Source organism: Oceanisphaera ostreae (assembly GCF_042676125.1).
Lineage (GTDB): Bacteria > Pseudomonadota > Gammaproteobacteria > Enterobacterales > Aeromonadaceae > Oceanimonas > Oceanimonas ostreae.
The window spans coordinates 1-18,110 of the sequence record NZ_JBHTJS010000042.1 but is presented as its reverse complement, the minus strand read 5'-3'; the positions used below and the strand labels follow the sequence as shown (position 1 = coordinate 18,110).

19 protein-coding genes are annotated in these 18,110 nt (G+C 49.7%); 11 read left to right on the top strand and 8 right to left on the bottom strand.

Translation table 11 applies throughout. The features are described from left to right. Nucleotides 1–86: 86 nt before the first annotated feature. Complete coding sequence (locus tag ACFQ1C_RS11590; protein WP_379558778.1) at nt 87–1,772, bottom strand: methyl-accepting chemotaxis protein; 1,686 nt, start codon at nt 1,770–1,772, stop codon at nt 87–89. A 426-nt stretch (nt 1,773–2,198) separates the two neighbouring features. Here ACFQ1C_RS11590 and ACFQ1C_RS11585 point away from each other — a divergent pair, with 426 nt between their 5' ends. The 4 genes from ACFQ1C_RS11585 (at nt 2,199) to rmuC (ending at nt 4,890) form a co-directional block, all read left to right on the top strand. Next, entirely contained in the window at nt 2,199–2,375 is a 177-nt protein-coding gene (locus tag ACFQ1C_RS11585; RefSeq protein ID WP_379558777.1) for a hypothetical protein, read from the top strand. Between the two features lie 32 nt (nt 2,376–2,407). Further along, nucleotides 2,408–3,247, top strand: a complete 840-nt coding sequence (locus ACFQ1C_RS11580) for a PfkB family carbohydrate kinase (RefSeq protein ID WP_379558776.1) — start codon at nt 2,408–2,410, stop codon at nt 3,245–3,247. A gap of 123 nt (nt 3,248–3,370) precedes the next feature. After that, complete coding sequence (locus ACFQ1C_RS11575) at nt 3,371–3,547, top strand: hypothetical protein (RefSeq protein ID WP_379558775.1); 177 nt, start codon at nt 3,371–3,373, stop codon at nt 3,545–3,547. Between the two features lie 2 nt (nt 3,548–3,549). Continuing rightward, on the top strand, nt 3,550–4,890 hold the full coding sequence (rmuC, locus tag ACFQ1C_RS11570) for a DNA recombination protein RmuC (RefSeq protein WP_379558774.1): 1,341 nt from the start codon (nt 3,550–3,552) through the stop codon (nt 4,888–4,890). A gap of 148 nt (nt 4,891–5,038) precedes the next feature. On the opposite strand, the gene ACFQ1C_RS11565 is transcribed toward rmuC, so the two are convergent. Genes ACFQ1C_RS11565 through def form a run of 5 tightly spaced genes read right to left on the bottom strand, consistent with a single transcriptional unit; the run spans nt 5,039 to nt 10,718 of the window. Next, a complete protein-coding gene (locus tag ACFQ1C_RS11565; RefSeq protein ID WP_379558773.1) occupies nt 5,039–6,478 on the bottom strand; it encodes a TrkH family potassium uptake protein in 1,440 nt (479 codons plus the stop codon). 31 nt (nt 6,479–6,509) lie between these two features. After that, nucleotides 6,510–7,886: a Trk system potassium transporter TrkA gene (gene trkA, locus ACFQ1C_RS11560; RefSeq protein WP_379558772.1), complete on the bottom strand. Its 1,377-nt coding sequence runs from the start codon at nt 7,884–7,886 to the stop codon at nt 6,510–6,512. After that, entirely contained in the window at nt 7,883–9,178 is a 1,296-nt protein-coding gene (gene rsmB / locus ACFQ1C_RS11555) for a 16S rRNA (cytosine(967)-C(5))-methyltransferase RsmB (protein WP_379558771.1), read from the bottom strand. Before rsmB ends, trkA begins: the two co-directional genes overlap by 4 nt. A gap of 26 nt (nt 9,179–9,204) precedes the next feature. Next, entirely contained in the window at nt 9,205–10,185 is a 981-nt protein-coding gene (gene fmt / locus ACFQ1C_RS11550) for a methionyl-tRNA formyltransferase (RefSeq protein ID WP_379558770.1), read from the bottom strand. 11 nt (nt 10,186–10,196) lie between these two features. After that, nucleotides 10,197–10,718 carry a peptide deformylase gene (def, locus tag ACFQ1C_RS11545; protein WP_379558769.1) on the bottom strand — a complete coding sequence of 174 codons (522 nt, stop codon included), beginning with the start codon at nt 10,716–10,718 and terminating at the stop codon, nt 10,197–10,199. Between the two features lie 186 nt (nt 10,719–10,904). Between def and dprA the strand changes: the two genes are divergently transcribed. The 5 genes from dprA to hemF all read left to right on the top strand — a co-directional run bounded on the left by dprA (nt 10,905) and on the right by hemF (nt 14,817). After that, the gene (gene dprA / locus ACFQ1C_RS11540; RefSeq protein ID WP_379558768.1) at nt 10,905–12,002 is read left to right on the top strand and encodes a DNA-processing protein DprA; all 1,098 of its coding nucleotides are present in this window, start codon (nt 10,905–10,907) and stop codon (nt 12,000–12,002) included. Nucleotides 12,003–12,004: 2 nt separating this feature from the next. Beyond that, nucleotides 12,005–12,478 (top strand): DUF494 family protein, encoded by a 474-nt coding sequence (locus tag ACFQ1C_RS11535; protein ID WP_379558767.1) that lies wholly within the window; start codon nt 12,005–12,007, stop codon nt 12,476–12,478. 47 nt (nt 12,479–12,525) lie between these two features. Beyond that, nucleotides 12,526–13,074: a DNA topoisomerase family protein gene (locus ACFQ1C_RS11530; protein WP_379558766.1), complete on the top strand. Its 549-nt coding sequence runs from the start codon at nt 12,526–12,528 to the stop codon at nt 13,072–13,074. 249 nt (nt 13,075–13,323) lie between these two features. Next, nucleotides 13,324–13,887 carry a Sua5/YciO/YrdC/YwlC family protein gene (locus ACFQ1C_RS11525; RefSeq protein ID WP_379558765.1) on the top strand — a complete coding sequence of 188 codons (564 nt, stop codon included), beginning with the start codon at nt 13,324–13,326 and terminating at the stop codon, nt 13,885–13,887. A 21-nt stretch (nt 13,888–13,908) separates the two neighbouring features. Further along, nucleotides 13,909–14,817 (top strand): oxygen-dependent coproporphyrinogen oxidase, encoded by a 909-nt coding sequence (hemF, locus tag ACFQ1C_RS11520; RefSeq protein ID WP_379558764.1) that lies wholly within the window; start codon nt 13,909–13,911, stop codon nt 14,815–14,817. Here the strand turns inward: hemF and hdfR are convergent. Further along, the gene (gene hdfR / locus ACFQ1C_RS11515) at nt 14,814–15,668 is read right to left on the bottom strand and encodes an HTH-type transcriptional regulator HdfR (RefSeq protein ID WP_379558763.1); all 855 of its coding nucleotides are present in this window, start codon (nt 15,666–15,668) and stop codon (nt 14,814–14,816) included. The two genes, hemF and hdfR, sit on opposite strands and share 4 nt — an antisense overlap. Before the next feature lie 153 nt (nt 15,669–15,821). Here hdfR and aroE point away from each other — a divergent pair, with 153 nt between their 5' ends. Both aroE and ACFQ1C_RS11505 read left to right on the top strand, forming a co-directional pair. Beyond that, entirely contained in the window at nt 15,822–16,646 is an 825-nt protein-coding gene (aroE, locus tag ACFQ1C_RS11510; protein ID WP_379558762.1) for a shikimate dehydrogenase, read from the top strand. A gap of 12 nt (nt 16,647–16,658) precedes the next feature. Continuing rightward, a complete protein-coding gene (locus tag ACFQ1C_RS11505) occupies nt 16,659–16,919 on the top strand; it encodes a DUF1488 family protein (RefSeq protein WP_379558761.1) in 261 nt (86 codons plus the stop codon). Between the two features lie 52 nt (nt 16,920–16,971). Here the strand turns inward: ACFQ1C_RS11505 and ACFQ1C_RS11500 are convergent, their stop codons facing one another. Beyond that, entirely contained in the window at nt 16,972–17,514 is a 543-nt protein-coding gene (locus ACFQ1C_RS11500) for a gamma carbonic anhydrase family protein (RefSeq protein ID WP_379558760.1), read from the bottom strand. Between the last annotated feature and the right edge of the window lie 596 nt (nt 17,515–18,110).

The following is an 18,110-nucleotide window of genomic DNA, read 5'->3' as shown; positions in this document are numbered from 1 at the left end:
GTATTCTGACGCCGTATAAGGATCGGTCAACCGATCGCCAAAATTTCTTAACTGATCGGTGTTACGCCTCGAGCGGCCTTATTTTATTAGACTGTTTGTATCGCGGCGTCGATTATCGCTAAACGAGCTGGGGTTGGCATCTCGTTTTCTTGTAATTTAAAGTGCGTTATTTGCAGGCTTAAGTCTCGCGAAGCGCCCAGCACTCGGTGGCTAGTTTGTGAGATAAGCTCGCTTACCTGCACCGCTTCTTGTGACCCTTTATTAATTTGCGTGAGGTTACGATTAATCTCTTCAGCGACCGCAGACTGTTCTTCTGACGCGGTAGCTATTTGGGCATTCATATCGTTAATACGTTGCACCTCTTCCAAGATTCTTTCCAGATCATTGCCCGCGGCGCGAACCACTTCTACGCTGCTGCCTGCTTGCTCTTGGCTGGTATGCATATGACCTACGACGGTGCTGGCATGATTCTGTAATTGCTGGATCATGCGCTGAATTTCGCCGGTCGACTCCTGAGTTCGCTTAGCCAGTGAGCGCACCTCGTCGGCCACCACCGCAAAGCCACGACCGGATTCACCGGCTCTTGCCGCTTCAATGGCCGCATTCAAGGCTAATAAGTTAGTTTGATCAGAAATATTACTGATCACCTCTACCACCGAGCCAATTTTCTGAGTTTGGGTTTCTAACTCGCGCATGGCGCTGTCGGCTTTAGTGACAGACTCTGCTAGTTGCAACATGCATTCTATGCTGCGAGCCACATCGTCGTTGCCCATACGAGCTTCATTATGGGCATGGTCGGCTGCTTCAGAGGCATCGTTGGCATAGCGCGCTACCTCTTGGACGGTGGTATTCATTTCATTCATCGCAGTTGCTACTTGGTCAACCTCAGAAAACTGAGCTTGCATGCTAGCGCGCGTTTGCTGGCTCTTCACGCTTAGTCCTTCAGCTTCGTCATCCAGCGTGCTTGAAGCATTACGTACCTGTAGCAACAGTTGGCAAAGCTGCTCACCCATATTGTCTATGCCTCGGGAAAGCTGGCCTATTTCATCGGTGCGGGTGGCATGTGTGCGCACCCTGAGATCGCCTTTGCCAAACTGCAGTACTACCTCTTGCACCCTTGCCACAGAAAAGGTGAGTGAGCGACTAATTAGCACCACAATGATCAAGGCAAGTACCATTACCAGCGCCGTTAGCAATAATGATTTGGTGGCCTGTTGCCAGAAAATTGCATCTACGTCACTTAAATAAACCCCGCTGCCAACCACCCAACCCCACGGAGTAAACCCTTGAACATAAGACACCTTATGCTGTGGAGATCTGAATTGCGGGCCGCTATAGCTGTATTCGACAAAACCGGCATCTTGTTGTTGCACTCGCTGGACCATGGCCTGCCAATGGTGATGGCCGTCGGCGTCGGTCACCTGAGTCATGTCCTTGCCCTCAGACTCAGGCTTTATTGGATGCAATATCAGACGATGCTGCATATCGTTGATCCACATATAGCCTTCATCGCCATAGCGCAACGCACCTACTGCCTGTTTCGCTAGGCGCTGGCTTTCTGAGTCGCCTAATACTTGGCGCTGGTCATAGTAGTATTTAACCAAAGATGCGGCTGTCTCTACTTGTTCTCGGACCTTTTCTTTTCGTGCATCCAGCAGCTCATAACGTAGCCCTATCATGGCTGAGCCTTGTACCAGTAATATACCGATAAATAAGCTGGCGACCATGGCCAGTAATTTATAACGCAGACTTAGGTTATTTAATAATTGCATATCCATTCTTCCAACTAGGCAATCGCTATTTGCGATGTGATATTGAAGCTGCGGACAGAAGATTTTTATGATCAGAAATGACATCGGCACAAACCACATTATGCTGATATTCCATTCATCAAGTTAAGCGTCCCGTGCTTATTATTGTGTTATTACAGCTGGTTAATACATGTTTTATTAATGTTACCAGCAAGTGCCAGACTAACAGTGCCTACTTATAAGATATAGCGTTAAAAGTGTGGTTTTATTGATAATAATCATAGTAATAGGGAGCAGCTTAACAATTTACGATAATGCATCCTCAAATTGTAATAGTGCTATGGCACCCGCCATTGCTCTTGGCTAAGATGCGGCTTCATCTTATGTTAAGTCATCCAAGCGTTGCTTATTGAGGGGCAGATTATTGGGCTCGAGCTGCCACAAACGATGGACATTGTCATTATCGATACTGCTCCAGAGCTGAAAGGTGCATCGGCCTCTGTACGTACCAAACTGGCTAACTTTGATTCTAGGCTTACAATATCGGTGCCTGAACATTTGAAGATAGGCGATAAAGTGCGTATTTATACTACAGATAAACGTTACGTGAGCCGTACCGATTAATCGGCGAACCAAGCTAACTGTAAGGGTGTAACATGGCAAAAATACGACTGCTGGCTAATTTAAATTGTGATCATGTGTTGCTGCTAGATGAACCGCTTAATGTGGGAGGGCGCTTACACTATAAAGATCAGGGACGTCGGCTAGGCGGTGGTGGAGCAAATACCGGGACGGGGCTGTTGTGGGCGGGGCACCAAGTAAGCATTCTGGCTCGAGTAGGGCAAGACAGTACTGGTAACTGGCTGTTACAAGAGGCGGCAGCGTTGGGGTTGGATATTAGTCATATTGAACAGTTTGATGGTGAAACTGGCGAGTTATTGGTGCTTGTTGACGACCGAGGTGAACGCACTATTTTACGCCAACATCGACGTTTAGCGTTGCCCAGCAAGCTGCCACTCGACAAGGTAGATTGCTTATATGTGAATTATGAGGGCGCTGAGGCTGCGGCTTATATGGCACAGATGGTGGCGCATAATTTGGTGGTTAGCCAATATCCCAAGGGCGGCCATGGCTTAAGGCCGTGCCAGGTGATGATTGCTTCTGTAGCTGATCTGGCACAAAAAGAAGACTTATGGTGCCATGCCCAACAGTTGGCAGGGCCGAATTTACAATGGTTGGTGGTCACACACGCAGAGCAGGGGGTTGAAGCGTTTTCTGCCACGCAACATTTACAAATCCCGGCTAGAATGGTGTCTGTCGTTGATGCAACAGGAGCCGGTGATGCCTTTGCCGGCGGTGTCATTCATGGCTTGCTTGCCGGATTGCCGATGGCGACCGTGCTGACTCAGGCCAGCCAATGGGCGGCTTACACTTTATCTTCTAGTAGCTCCATTCCCTCAGAGAAGTTGAAGCACTACCTACAAGTGAATGGCTGAATTATATGGTCGTCACTGTTAAGCTAATTGCTGCTTATCAGATAGATACGTTGGATAGTCACCGTGAATAACAGTTTTATAATCTCCTTGCTGAGACAGTGCTGGCGCTGGTCGGTGTTTTTGATGTTTCCCTTAATGGTGATGCTCTACGTGCAATTGCGGGGCGTGCCACTGGCGGAGTTCGATAATGGTGTTAACCAACATAAGTGGGTAATCATCTTACTTTATCTACTTTACGTGCTGCTTTGGGTGCGTTTTAACCGCCAGGTGTTGGCGTTTCTTGAACAACGTAGGCGTTAATGATGCCCTTACTGACGGATAATTGGCCCTATTTATTAGCGGTTTTCGCCAGCCTTAGCGCGTGGGGGGTCACTCGCTTGATCTTGGGCACTCGTTTGCAACTACAGGCTCAGCAAAACCAGCAGTTACAGACGGTGTTAAGTGATAAGTCGGACGAGCTACAAGAGACCAGGAAAAAGCTAGAGCAACAGCAACAGCTGCTGCTAAAAATGAATGGCCGACTGAAAGAATACGAAACCCTGTTGCGCCAAGAGCGGCAGTGGGCGGCTGAAAAACAAGCCGAGTTAAGTGCCAGTGAAGCCCGACTTGGTCAGCAGTTTGAAAATGTGGCTCAGCGTATTTTTGAGCAAAAAACCCATAACTTCCGGGAGCTGAATCAAAACAGCCTAGATGGGTTGCTGTCGCCCTTGCGTGAGCAGCTCGAAGGTTTTCGGCGCAATATGCAAGAAACTTACGCCGATGAAAGCCGTCAGCGTCATAGCCTAAAGTTTGAAATAGAGCGATTGTCTGAACTACACCAACAGATGAGCGCCGATACCACGGCCCTTACTCGTGCCTTAAAGGGCGATAGTAAGCAGCAGGGTAACTGGGGCGAGGTCGTGTTATCTCGAGTATTATCTGAATCCGGGTTACGCGAAGGCCACGAATACAGCACGCAAATGAGCTTAAACAACGCCGAGGGCAAGCGTTATCAGCCCGATGTGATCGTACATTTGCCGCAAAACAAAGACATTATCATTGATGCCAAAGTCTCGTTAACCGCCTATGAACGCTACTTTAATGGCGACGATGCACTAACGCGCGAGCAAGCATTACGTGACCATGTCGCCTCGGTGCGTGGCCATATCCGCGAACTGGGCCGTAAAGACTATCAGCACTTGCAAGGGGTAAGAACTCTCGACTATGTACTGATGTTTGTCGCCGTAGAGTCGGCGTTCTTAGTGGCAGTAGAAGCTGAGCCGGCACTGATCAAATACGCACTGGATCATAATATTTTGCTGGTTAGCCCCACCAACTTATTGGTGGCACTACGCACCATCGAAAACTTATGGCGGGTCGAGCGGCAAAACCAAAATGCGCGTAAAATTGCCGAGTCGGCGGGTAAAATCTACGAAAAGCTGCGCTCGTTCACGGAAGACATGGAAGCCGTTGGCCAGTCATTAAACAAAGCCGAAGATCATTACCAGCGCGCGATGAAAAAACTGAGCAGTGGCCGCGGCAACCTGATCCGCCAAGCCGAAGCCTTTCGCGAGCTAGGCGTAGAAGTGACGAAACCCCTACCCGAACACCTACAAGAAAGAGCCAGCGAAGAGCGTCTATCCGAAACGGCGTTTAAAGATTAAAGACTTTCTCGCCAGGACTCTTTGCTACGAGAAGCACGGAAAAATAGAGAGCAAGCTCTTCGAGCTGTGTCCGCTTTAAGCCGTACGTCGTTAATAAAAAAGACGGTGTTTGTCTTTAACTTACAGCGTATCGTTATGCTGCCTTTAGCTAATTTCGCCAGAAGCTGGGGAAGAACAATACCATCACCGTCATGATCTCCAGTCGGCCCATTAGCATGCCCAATGCCAGTAACCATTTGGCAGCATCGGGTAAACCTGCAAAATTACCGCTGGGGCCAATGGTTTCCCCGATGCCCGGACCCACATTAGCCACGGCGGTCATGGCGGCACTGATGGCCACTTGCGGCGGCAGTGATAACAGCGTTAATAACAGCGCGAGTATAACAATGGTCGCGAAGTAGCCAAAAATAAAGGTAATCAGCGAGCGCACGATATCGTCACTAACATGTCGGCCGTTATAGCGCTGACCCACTATCGCTCTGGGGTGCATCAATAGGTGCAGCTGTTTGCTGAATAAAACGATGCCTACTTGAAAGCGAAATATTTTAAAGCCCCCGGCAGTGGAACCAGAACAGGCACCGCACACCATGAGTAAACCAAATAGCACGAGGGGAAAGGCACCCCAGTGGCCAAAATCGTCCAGAGCATAGCCGGTTGTGGTGATCACCGATATTAAGTTGAATAAGCTAACTCGAATAGCATCCACTAGTGGGTAACGGCCGGTGAGCCAAAGGTATAGGCTCAGCATCAGGGCTGTACTTATTATCAGCACAAAAAATCCCCGCACCTGAGCATCCTTAAACAGGTGAAAGTTCTTTTGTTGTAGGCTAAAAACCATCAGCAAAAAAGGCAGGCCACTAACAAACATAAAGGTGATCCCTACCCAGTGGGCTGCAGTCGAAAAGTGATTCATGGAAGTATCTGAGGTGGAGTAGCCACCGGTACTCAGGGTGGTCATGGCATGATTGACTGCTTCAAAGGCATTCATGTCAGATAACAAATAGTAACTGGCGATACAGAGTAGGGTGAGTGCCAGATAAAGCTGCACGATATGTTTGGCCATGTTTGGTGCGCTTTTATCGGACCAGACGGAAGACTCGGCTTGGAAGAGCCTCATGCCACCCACGTTGAGGTAAGGCAATATGGCCACCGCCGCGACAATAAAACCGATGCCGCCCAGCCATTGCAACACCGATCGCCATAACAGGATCGCCAAAGGTTGGCTGTCGAGGCCGGTTAATACGGTTGACCCCGTGGTTGTTACCCCCGACATGGTTTCAAAAAAAGCGTCGGTAAAATTAATGTGGCTGATAAATACAAAAGGCAGGGCACCAAAGACGCAAACAGAGAGCCAAACTAGCGTAGTAAGAAAAAACATCTCTTTCACCCTGAGGTGAATGTGCTCTCGTCGACCAATGATGAATAACAACAGTGCCGCAGCATGAGTGAGCAGGGTGGACTGTAAAAATTCCTGAAACCCTTGGTGGTGGCCCAGCCACAATGCGAGCAAAGTGGGTAACCACATTAATACCGCCAGAGTTGACAGTGTCATGCTTAAAATAAAGGCGATGGGTCTCAGGTTAAACATCCGTTTCTCCTAAGAGAAAAAAAGATGAGCCCTAAAGGAAGAAGGGGCTAGGCTGGAATAAGCGCTCTACTTCAGGAATAAACTTTTTATCGACTAAGAATAAGATCACATGATCGTTTTGCTCAATCACCGTTTGGTCGTGGCCAATGATCACCTCCTCGCCACGCACTATTGCCCCTATCGTGGTACCCGGTGGCAACTTCAGCTCACCCACTTGGCGGCCCACTACCTTAGAGGTGCCTTCGTCGCCGTGGGCAATGGCTTCAATGGCTTCGGCCGCGCCGCGTCGCAGCGAGTAAACGTTAACGATGTCGGCGCGACGCACGTGTGTTAGTAGTGCCGAGATGGTGGCTTGCTGCGGCGAAATAGCCACATCAATGCTGCCGCCTTGTACTAAATCAACATAGGCGCTGCGCTGGATTAACACCATGGTTTTTTTTGCGCCGAGCTTTTTGGCCAACATGGCTGACATAATGTTGGCTTCATCTTGGTTGGTGACGGCGATAAACACATCTATCTGATCGATATGCTCTTCTATCAATAGCTCTTGATCCGCCGCATCACCACAAAAAACAATGGTGTTTTCTAACTGTTCTGATAATTGCTCGGCTCGCTTTAAGTTGTGCTCAATTAGCTTAACCGAATAATTTTTTTCTAGGCGCTTGGCTAACCCCGCGCCGACGTGTCCGCCGCCGACGATCATAATGCGCTTGTAATCACTTTCTAAGCGCTGTAATTCAGACATCACTGCGCGAATATGGCCACTGGCCGCGACAAAGAACACTTCGTCATCGGCCTCAATAATGGTGGTGCCTTGGGGGCGAATGGGCCGGTCTTGGCGAAATATCGCCGCCACACGCGTATCGATGCCGGGCATGTGATCACGCAAGCTAGACAGGGCGTTGCCCACCAGTGGGCCACCATAATAGGCTTTAATGGCCACTAGGCCGACTTTCCCCTCGGCAAAATCCACTACCTGTAAGGCTCCCGGATACTGGATCAAGCGATAGATATACTCGGTGACTAGCTGCTCGGGCGCAATCAGATTGTCTACCGGCAGTGCCTCGTTAAGAAACAGTCGCTCTCGCTCAGCCAAAAACTCCGGGGAGCGAATGCGAGCCACTTTGTTGGGAGTGTTAAATAGCGAAAAAGCGACCTGACAAGCAATCATGTTGGTTTCGTCACTGCTGGTCACCGCCACCAGCATGTCGGCATCTTGGGCACCGGCTTCGCGCAGTATATTTGGGTAAGCCCCATGGCCATTCACCACCCGCAAATCATATTTGTCCTGCAACTCGCGTAATCGGTCGATATTAGTATCGACGATGGTGATGTCGTTATTCTCGCCGACTAAGTTTTCGGCTAAGGTGCCTCCCACTTGGCCGGCACCCAAAATGATGATTTTCATGCGTTCTTACTCAGCTTGGCATAATAAAAACCGTCCCGTTGTTCGGCTCCTGGCAGTAACTGCCAGCCGGGTTGTTCGGGAGTATCATCTGAGTGTAACGGTAGATGACGAGCATTGGGCGTCCGGCTTAAAAAAGCGGTTATTTGCTCGCTGTTTTCATCCGGCAAAATAGAGCAGGTAGCGTAAAGCAAGGTGCCGCCGGGTTTAAGTTGCAGCCAAAGCGCATCCAAAATTTGTGCCTGCAACTGGGCTAACTGAGCAATGTCTTCGGCACGACGCAGCCATTTAATATCGGGATGGCGTCTAATTACACCGGTGGCGGAGCAGGGGGCATCCAGTAAAATGCGATCAAACAGCTCCCCTTGCCACCAGTCCGCAGGCTGGGCGGCATCACCTTGCAGCACCGTTGCTTGCAGACCAATACGATCTAGGTTTTGATGCACTCGTTTAAGACGTTCGCCATCCATATCGACCGCTACCAGTTGAGCGAGTACCGGTTGGCGTTCCAGAATATGTGCGGTTTTGCCACCCGGAGCGGCACAAGCATCCAATATAAGCTCGCCCGCTTGTGCATCCAGCAATTGGGCGGCCATTTGTGCTGCCGCATCTTGTACCGAGCTATGACCTTGCTCGAAGCCGGGCAAGGTGGCCACATCTACTGGGCGCGCCAAGCGCAATGCGCTGTGGGCTTGATCGTCGGGAGTAGCGTCTAAGCCATCTTGTTGCAACAGTGCCAGATATTGTTCGGTGGTATGCAGATTTTGGTTAACCCGGATCCACATCGGTGGATGCTGGTTATTAGCGGTCAGAATATCTTGCCATTGTTCGGGATAGGCGCGCTGTATCCGCTTAAATAACCAATTAGGATGCGCCAAGCGCAGCTGCGGCAGGGCGTCGACCTTGGCGGCTAGCTCATCTTGCTGGCGCTGCACGTTGCGCAATACCCCGTTGACCATGCCTTTAAACGGCTCAGTTTTTAGGATTTTGCAGGCGTTAACGGTTTCGGCCAGCGCGGCATGTGCGGGAATGCGGGTATAAAGCAGTTGATAGATGCCCACTAAGATTAGCGAATGCACCACACGGTACTTTCCCTTAAGCGGCTTTTCTAATAGCGGCTTGGTCATCGCATCAAGCCGACTGTACCAGCGCAGCGTACCAAAACACAGCTCCTGCAGCAGGGCGCGATCTTTGGCGGCAACCTCTTGTTGGTAACGAGGGAGCAGCGTGGATAACGACTGCCCCTGATTCAGCACTTGATGCAGAATATTAGCGGCGGCGGCACGGGTTTTCATAGCATTTCCACTGAGTTAAAGAAGTTTTAAGCTAAACAGGTGCCGGGTTGGAACCAGTCTTTGCGGGCATTCAGGAGGTCTTGGCAGCTCATGGCTTTTTTGCCTGGTACTTGTAGGCTTAGCAAGCGTAATACGCCGGCACCGGTAGCCACGTCGATACCTGCTTTATTCGCTTGAATAATGGTGCCGGGTGCCAGCTCATTGTTTTTTATTAGCTCAAGGCTGCCTTCCGTTGGCTCAGCGCTGTTCAAGGCTTCGCTTTGCCATACCTTAATATTGTGTTCGCCCACCATAAAGTAGCTAAATGGCCAAGGGTTAAAGGCACGTACGCAGCGAGCGAGCTGTTCAGCTGGCTGTTGCCAGTCGATGCGAGCCTCTTCTTTGGATAGTTTTTCTGCGTAATTAGCCAGCGCATCGTCCTGTACTTGTGGTACGGCACGGCCTGCGGCAATGTCCGCAAGGCTGTGTAATAAAGCGTGAGGACCAATGTCGGCGAGCTTTTCGTACAGGCTAGCCGAGGTGTCGCTGTCGGAGATAGGCAAGCTGGCCGTATGCAACATAGCGCCGGTATCCAGCCCTTTATCCATTTGCATGATGGTCACGCCAGTGTCTTGGTCTCCTGCCCAAATTGCTCGTTGAATAGGAGCTGCTCCCCGCCAGCGTGGCAGTAATGAGCCATGCACGTTGATGCACCCTAGTCGAGGTGCATCCAACACGACTTGGGGCAAAATTAAGCCGTAGGCCACCACCACCATAATATCGGCATTTAGCTTGGCCAGCTCTTGCTGCGCGTCTTCATTACGTAGGCTTTGTGGCTGTAATACAGGAATGCCTGCGTGTTCAGCCGCCACTTTAACGGGGCTTGCTGTCAGCTTTTTTCCGCGCCCAGCGGGTCTGTCCGGCTGGGTATAAACGGCCACTACATTATGTTCAGAATCGAGCAGAGCCTGTAAGTGACGGGCCGCAAAGTCTGGAGTGCCGGCAAAAATGATATTGAGAGAGCTCAAAAGACGTCCTTTTATGATTGAAGTTCTTGGGCTTCTTGCTTGGTCATTTTTTCCATTTTTTGACGAATACGCTGGCGCTTGAGTGGTGATAAGTAATCAACAAACAGCTTACCAATTAAGTGGTCCATCTCATGTTGGATACAAATGGCCAACAGCTCCTCGGCTTCTAGCTCGAAGGTCTCGCCGTGCTCGTTTTGAGCGCGCACTTTTACATACTCGGCTCTTTCTACCAAGGCGCGAGCGCCAGGTACCGACAAACAACCTTCTTCAATACCGGTGCTGCCGTTTTGCTCTAAAATTTCGGGATTGATCAAAACCAACCGCTGCGATTTGTCTTCAGAGGCGTCGATCACAATCAGCTGTTGATGAAAGTCTACCTGCGTCGCCGCAAGACCAATGCCTTCTTCTGCGTACATGGTTTCAAACATATCATCTACAATTTGCAGTAATGCAGGCGTGAAATCGGTGATGGGCTTGGCGACGGTACGCAGTCGCTCATCGGGGAAACGTAATACTTTTAATACTTGTGCCATGATGACTTAACTCATTTTCTGTCGATATTGGTAGTATTTTAACCGTGTCAGCGCACAAAAAACAGCAAGAGTTGGCAGAAGGGCACTGCAGTAGCCAAACAAAGGGCTGCGACTGCACTTAGCTGCGCTAAATGATTACTCGCTAGGGTTAACTGGACTCGCTCGTATTACATTATGAGGTGGCAAATGACAGCGGCGAATTTACAGCAACACCCGTTATTACCCTGGCTGGCACTACAGCATACTCATGGCATAGGCCCGGTTCGAGCTGTGCAATTACATCGCAAGCTGGGGGCGCAATGGTATCACTCGGAGCAGCTTGAACAGTGTAACTTTAGCCAAGAGCAACGACAGCAATTACACACCGCACATTTCGAACTGCTTGATCCTTTGCTTGAATGGCAACAAGGCGCGACTAACCGCCATATTTTAAGTTGGGATCATCCCGACTATCCCGAGCAACTTAAAGCCACACCAGCGGCTCCCTTGTTGCTGTTTGTAGAAGGTGAAATTGCGGGGCTGACTCAGGCACAAATTGCCGTGGTGGGCAGTAGACATCCTTCTTACGTAGGTAAAGAAAATACGCGTAAGTTGATCCCTGCACTGGTGGAAGCGGGAGCCATTGTTACCTCAGGCTTAGCCATTGGCATTGATGGGTTGAGTCATCAATCGGCATTAGAGTCAGGCGGAGTCACGTTAGCAGTACTAGGCTCAGGCCTAGAGAAGTGTTATCCCAAACGGCATCAGAAGTTAGCGAACGATCTTATCGACGGTGGTGGGGCCTTATTATCTGAGTGTTATCCTTGGTTGGGGCCATTAGCGCATCATTTTCCACGTCGTAATCGCATTATTAGCGGCTTGAGTTTAGGGGTGTTGGTGGTGGAAGCCGCCCAGCGCAGTGGTTCTTTAATAACGGCGCGTTATGCCATCGAGCAGGGGCGAGAGGTATTTGCCATTCCTGGCGCTTGGCAAAACCCCTTGGCGCAAGGATGCAATCGCTTGATCCAGCAAGGAGCTAAGCTGGTGATGGGGGCTAACGATATTCTTGATGAATTAGTGGCGTTTTCAGTGGCCGCGGTCAAAATTCTGCCACCGATACAAGAGGAGTTATTGCCTTATCCAGAGTTGTTGGATAACGTAGGTTTAGAGGTAACGGCGCTAGATTTAATTGCGTCCCGTTGCCAACAGCCGGTGCAGGAAGTGCTAACCCGGTTGGTCGAGCTGGAATTGGCTGGCTGGGTGGAAGCTGTACCCGGGGGTTATGTCAGAGCGAGGAGGGGTTGATTATGTTCGAAGTACTAATGTACTTATTCGAAACCTACATTCATACCGATGTAGAGGCAGAGGTAGAGCAGGATGCTCTCGCCGATGAATTAACCCAAGCGGGCTTTCATAAGCAAGAGATCCTAAAGGCGCTGGCGTGGCTAGAGCGTTTAGCCGACCTGCAAGTCGCAGAAGAAACGCCCAAATGGGCCCGATCCGAGCCAGATTCCTTCCGTATTTATACGCAGGAAGAGCTGTATAAAATAGATGCTCAAGGCCGTGGTTTTTTGTTGTTTCTGGAGCAAATCAAAGTGCTTAATTCAGAAACTCGCGAAATTGTTATCGACCGGCTGATGGAGTTAGATCCCCCAGAGATAGAGCTAGACGATCTTAAGTGGGTGGTGATGATGGTGTTGTTTAATATACCCGGCAGCGAGTCTGCTTATCACCAGCTAGAAGAGCTCATTTTTGAAGAACCAGAAGGGATGGTTCACTGATAGCGGCCGCGCTGATAGAATTTACCAAATAAATTTGGAGGCGCGGCATGTCGAAAATCGATTCCAGTCTGTTTAATACCCAAGCAGCCACCCCTGCTTGGGATAATGAACCCTGCCCTCAATGCGGTGCAACCTTAGAATTACGTCATGGCAAACATGGTGCCTTTATTGGCTGCACCACTTATCCTGCCTGTGACTATTTGCGCCCGCTTAAAGTAATTGAACACGATCAAGACATAGAGAAAGTGCTGGAAGGCAGTGAGTGCCCTCGGTGCAGCCATCCGCTGGCGCTAAAAAAAGGTCGATTTGGGCTGTTTATTGGCTGCACTCATTATCCTGACTGCGACCACATTGCCGATATTAACGATCAGGGACAAATTGCCCCCCCGTGTCCTGTTTGTAATAAAGGCCAGCTAGTGGCCAGGACCTCGCGCTATGGCAAACGCTTCTACGCCTGCAACCATTATCCCGATTGCCGCTTTGTGCTGAATGACAAACCGGTTGATGAGCGCTGCCCCGATTGTGGCTTTGCTATTTTAATTGAGCGTAAAGGCCTACTCCATTGCCCCAAAAAAGGCTGTGGTTATCAAAAATAAATATTTGTTAAACATATTTTTGCCACGGAATACACGGAAGTAGAGCAAAAAATCAAGGGTAAAAACGTCCATGGTTTGTAGGGTGTTAGCTAGAATAATTCGTCTTGGGGCTGGCTTTCACTTTTCCGATCAGTTCAGTGTATTCCGTGGCTAAGAAGATTTTAGTCTTAAAGCAAGTTAGCCACAGTACTCCCCGAGTTATGCGACGTTATATTTAATAAATGAGTCTTTGAAGGAAATGGCACCGTAATGAATCCACAATCACTGCAATTTGCTTTGGAACAATTGCGCCAAGGTGGCGTTATTGGCTACGCAACAGAAGCTGTTTTTGGCTTGGGCTGCGATCCGGATCATGCTGAGGCCGTAGCGCGCTTACTCAAGATAAAGCAACGCCCGATCGACAAAGGACTGGTGCTAGTCGCTGCCGATTTCAGCCAGTTGTTACCCTACCTTGATTTGGCCGCCCTCCCCGAAGGGCGGTTGGCGGCGATACTGGACAGCTGGCCGGGCCCTAATACCTGGATTATTCCCGCTAAACCTGAGGTACCAACTTGGCTAAAGGGGCGCTTTAGTTCATTAGCGGTACGAGTGACGGCGCATGCCCAAGTGCACGACCTTTGCTTAGGGTTTGGTAAGCCACTGGTATCGAGCAGTGCGAATAAAAGCGGGGAGCCGCCAGCCAGAAGCGCCATAGAGCTAACACTGAAAATGGGAGCCGAACTGGACTATATATTACCCGGAAAGACGGAAGGCCTTGTCAATCCGTCCTTGATTAGAGATGGCAGTACCGGCGCGGTAGTGCGCCCTGCCTGAAGAGTAAATTAGAGGAAAATAATGAGCACTAAACCCGATATTACGGCCGTAAAAGCCTTTTTGTTACAGCTACAAGACACTATTTGTGCCGGCTTAGTGCAGGCAGACGGTGTCGGCCGCTTCGAAGAAGATAGCTGGGAGCGTGCCGAAGGTGGCGGTGGTCGTAGCCGCGTAATGCGTAATGGTGGCGTGATTGAGCAAGGCGGCGTTAACTTTTCTCATGTGCATGGGGATGCCATGCCAGCCTCCGCTACTGCTCACCGGCCAGAGTTGGCCGGTCGCTCTTTTGAAGCCATGGGGGTGTCGTTAGTAATCCACCCTAAAAACCCCCATGTGCCTACCAGCCACGCGAACGTACGTTTTTTTATCGCCGAAAAAGAAGGGGCCGATCCGGTATGGTGGTTTGGTGGCGGTTTTGATTTAACGCCTTTCTATCCGGTAGAAGCAGATTGCCAACATTGGCACCAAGTCTCCCATGACTTATGTGCGCCTTTTGGTGAACAGGTTTACCCTGAATATAAAAAGTGGTGCGATAAATATTTCTACCTTAAGCACAGAGACGAAACCCGCGGTGTCGGTGGGCTCTTTTTTGATGATTTAAACCAGTGGCCGTTCGAGCAGTGTTTTGATTTTATGCAGGCGGTCGGTAACGGTTATTTAGACGCATATCTGCCCATTATGGAAAAGCGTAAAGACACGCCTTTCACGGAACAGCAGCGCCAGTTTCAGCTCTATCGCCGTGGCCGTTATGTTGAGTTCAACTTGGTGTATGACCGAGGCACTCTGTTTGGCTTACAAACGGGTGGTCGCACTGAATCGATTTTAATGTCGATGCCACCGCTGGCGCGCTGGGAGTATGACTGGCAACCAGAGCCGGGCACCAATGAAGCCAAGCTAAATGACTTCTTGGTACCCAGAAACTGGATTTAACTCTCACTGCTTTGGGGAGCAAATAGGGCGACCACTTGGTCTATTAGTTCTTGGCGCTCCCCACCGGGTAGATACGCCGCATACACTTCGCGGCTGATTGATGGCGTATCGGCGACTACAAACAGCTGTTCTTGCTGTTGATAATTGCTGATCATCGAGCTTGGTAAAAAGGTACTACCGCCATGATGCAACAAATATTCAAGGGCAATACGTACCGAGCCAGTATGCAATATGGGCGGAGTGGCCGTATTGAATAGCTTGGCGTGCTGAGTGTTAAATGCGGTACCCCAGTCGATTCGAATATAATCCTGAGCCATCGCCTTGGCGGTATCCAAGCCTTGGTAGGTTGATACCAGCTGTAATTCCATGGTGTGAATCGCAATATGACGCACTCCTTCTATGCGCGCCGGGTCGGTTAAAAATGCTAAATCTAGCGTACGGCCCAGCAGCGCGCGGGTCATTTGCTCTGGAGTGCGGATATCGGCGCGTAAGGACAATGCCGGCAATTCACAATACAAACGATGCAGGCCTTCTTGCAGATAGGCATCCCACAGATTTGCCGTTCCGGCAACGGCCAGCTGCTGAGTTTGACGCTCACTTAACGCAACCTCGTGTTGTGCCCTTGCCCAAGCTAAAAGCATGGACTCGGCATGGGGGATTAAGGCATCACCCGAAGAGGTCAACTGAATATTATTACGCAAGCGAGTAAATAGGGTGACGCCAAGCTGATTTTCCAGTTGGCGGATCCGAAAGCTGACCGCTGAAGGGGTCAGGTACAGATGTTCCGCTGCTTTACCGAAATGGCGAGTACGCGAAACTTCAAGGAAGGTTTTTAAGAGTTCAGTATCCAAAGCTAGCCACAATTTTTTTGTTCGTTAGCGCAAAATCTATTCGTTTTGGCAGTATTTGCAACCTAAAAAGCATGATGGGTGGCAATATCGTGATTATTATCGTCTACTTGAGCTTATTAGAGCCTGATTTAATAGCAAGTGAGAGCCAAAGTCATGGATAAGTATGCCGTTATCGGTCATCCCATCAAGCACAGCCAATCGCCTTTTATTCATCATCAGTTTGCTGAACAAACGAGTCAAGCCGTTGACTATCAGCGATTACTGGCTCCACTCAATGGCTTTGTCGATAGCTTGAATCATTTTGTGCGCGAAGGCGGTAAGGGCTGCAACATCACAGTGCCTTTTAAAACGCAGGCCATGGATATCGCTGATGAACTGACCGCCAGAGCCGAGTTGGCAGGGGCTGTAAATACTTTGCATCTGTTACCCGACGGGCGCTGGTTAGGCGATAACACCGATGGCGCCGGTTTGGTCATGGATCTTAAACGCTTGGGCTTTAACCTGAACGGAGCCAAAATATTACTATTGGGGGCGGGTGGAGCGGCGCGAGGGGCCTTAGCCCCGTTATTGGCTGAGCACCCGGCGCATGTAGTTATAGCGAATCGCACACCCGCGCGAGCCGAAGAACTGGCCCTGCATTTTGCAGAGCTCGGCAACATTAGCAGCATGCCATTAGAGGCGTTGGCACAAAGCTTTGACATTATTATCAACAGTACCTCCGCGAGTTTACAAGGCGAGACGCTATCCTTAGATAGTCAGATATGTCATTCAGGCACCCGCGTGTACGATATGATGTATGGCCAAACCGAAACCCCATTTCTAGCGTGGGCTAGAGAACTGGGGCTTGAGCACCGATATGATGGCTTAGGCATGTTGGTTGGCCAAGCAGCAGAAAGCTTTTACGTATGGCGTGGTGTTAGGCCTAATGTGACCCCCGTACTTAAGGCACTGCGCTCGCAATTAGCGGTTGCAGTGTGAAGGTGAAAGAGTATGAATCAGGATATTATTGTTAACGACGATCTCAACTGGCAACCGGCACAACAACGAGTGGCGTTTAGCGCCCAATGGTTTGGCGGCCAAGTGGCATGCTTCATCAGCTTATCTCAACTCGAACATCTAACCGGTCAACCTTTGGTAGACGAGGCCAATATCATACTGGCCTTCGAATCGGTGCGATTTGATATTGAAGAGAAGGTTAGCGAACTAGTCGGGCAAGAAGCCTTTGGGCCCGATGGTAGCTTGTCTTTATAGTGGCGGTAAGGAGTAATAACCAAACACCAAGCTGGCAGACCGTCTGTCTGCCTTACGCTTCATCATCTTTAAGATACTCGTTTTTAAGCTGTACATAGTTTGCCGCCGACTCAGGCAAAAAGGCTTTTTCTTCAACTGTTAATGGCCGCATCTTTCTGGCGGGGCTGCCCACATATAAGTACCCCGACTCCAGTTGCTTGCCTGGTGGTATTAAGCTGCCAGCTCCCACAATAACGTCATCGCCGATGTCAGCTCCATCCAGCACAATGGCGCCCATGCCAATCAACACCCTATTACCAATGGTGCAAGCATGCAGCATCGCTTTGTGACCTACGGTCACATCATCACCAATGAGCAACGGCAAACCATCAGGTAGTGTCGCACTTGGCCGAGACACATGTAGTACGCTCCCATCCTGAATGTTGGAGCGAGCACCAATACGAATCACATTTACATCACCACGGGCCACCACCAATGGCCAAATACTAGAGTCTTCCCCTAAGGTGATATCGCCATAGAGAACCGCCGACGCTTCCACAAACACGCGGCTTGCCAATGTTGGAGTAATACCGTTATAAGGTTTTAGTGAGGCCATAGTAAGTGTCATATAGGGAGTAGGTGGATAGTTGCATGGTAGCGACTTATATATATAGAAAGCAAAGCTGTAAGCCGCCAGCTCTAAGCAATTAGCTAAATACACGGCTAAAACATCGTTATACGCCTTACGCTATACGTTAAAGATAAACACCGCTTTCTTTAGTCCAACGATTTAGCTGTTGGTCCTACGGATCAGGATGGTTTTTAAATCTCGCTGAGGCGGGGCTATCAGCTAAAGCGATAGCCTACAAAAACACTGTCTGTCTTTAGCTATTGTTCTAGGTCGTACTCTTCATCCTTAACACTTTAGTCTTTACCGGTTTATGTCTCCACCCGATCCTCTAAATTTAACTCTTCACGGTCCTTTTGTGGGTAACTCTGTGTGTAACCTGTGTTAACGCTGGGTGTTTGAGCGGTCAGCCGTTAAAGTGTTATTTATCGCTAAAAAGCCCTTGCGCTAAAACGAGGCTTCCCTATAATGCGCATCCACTGACACGGGGCAACACGCTCACGGTCACAAGGGTTTGTAAGAACGGAAATTAAGTTCGAAACAAACACTTGACGAATACTACGGAGTGCGTAGAATACGCATCC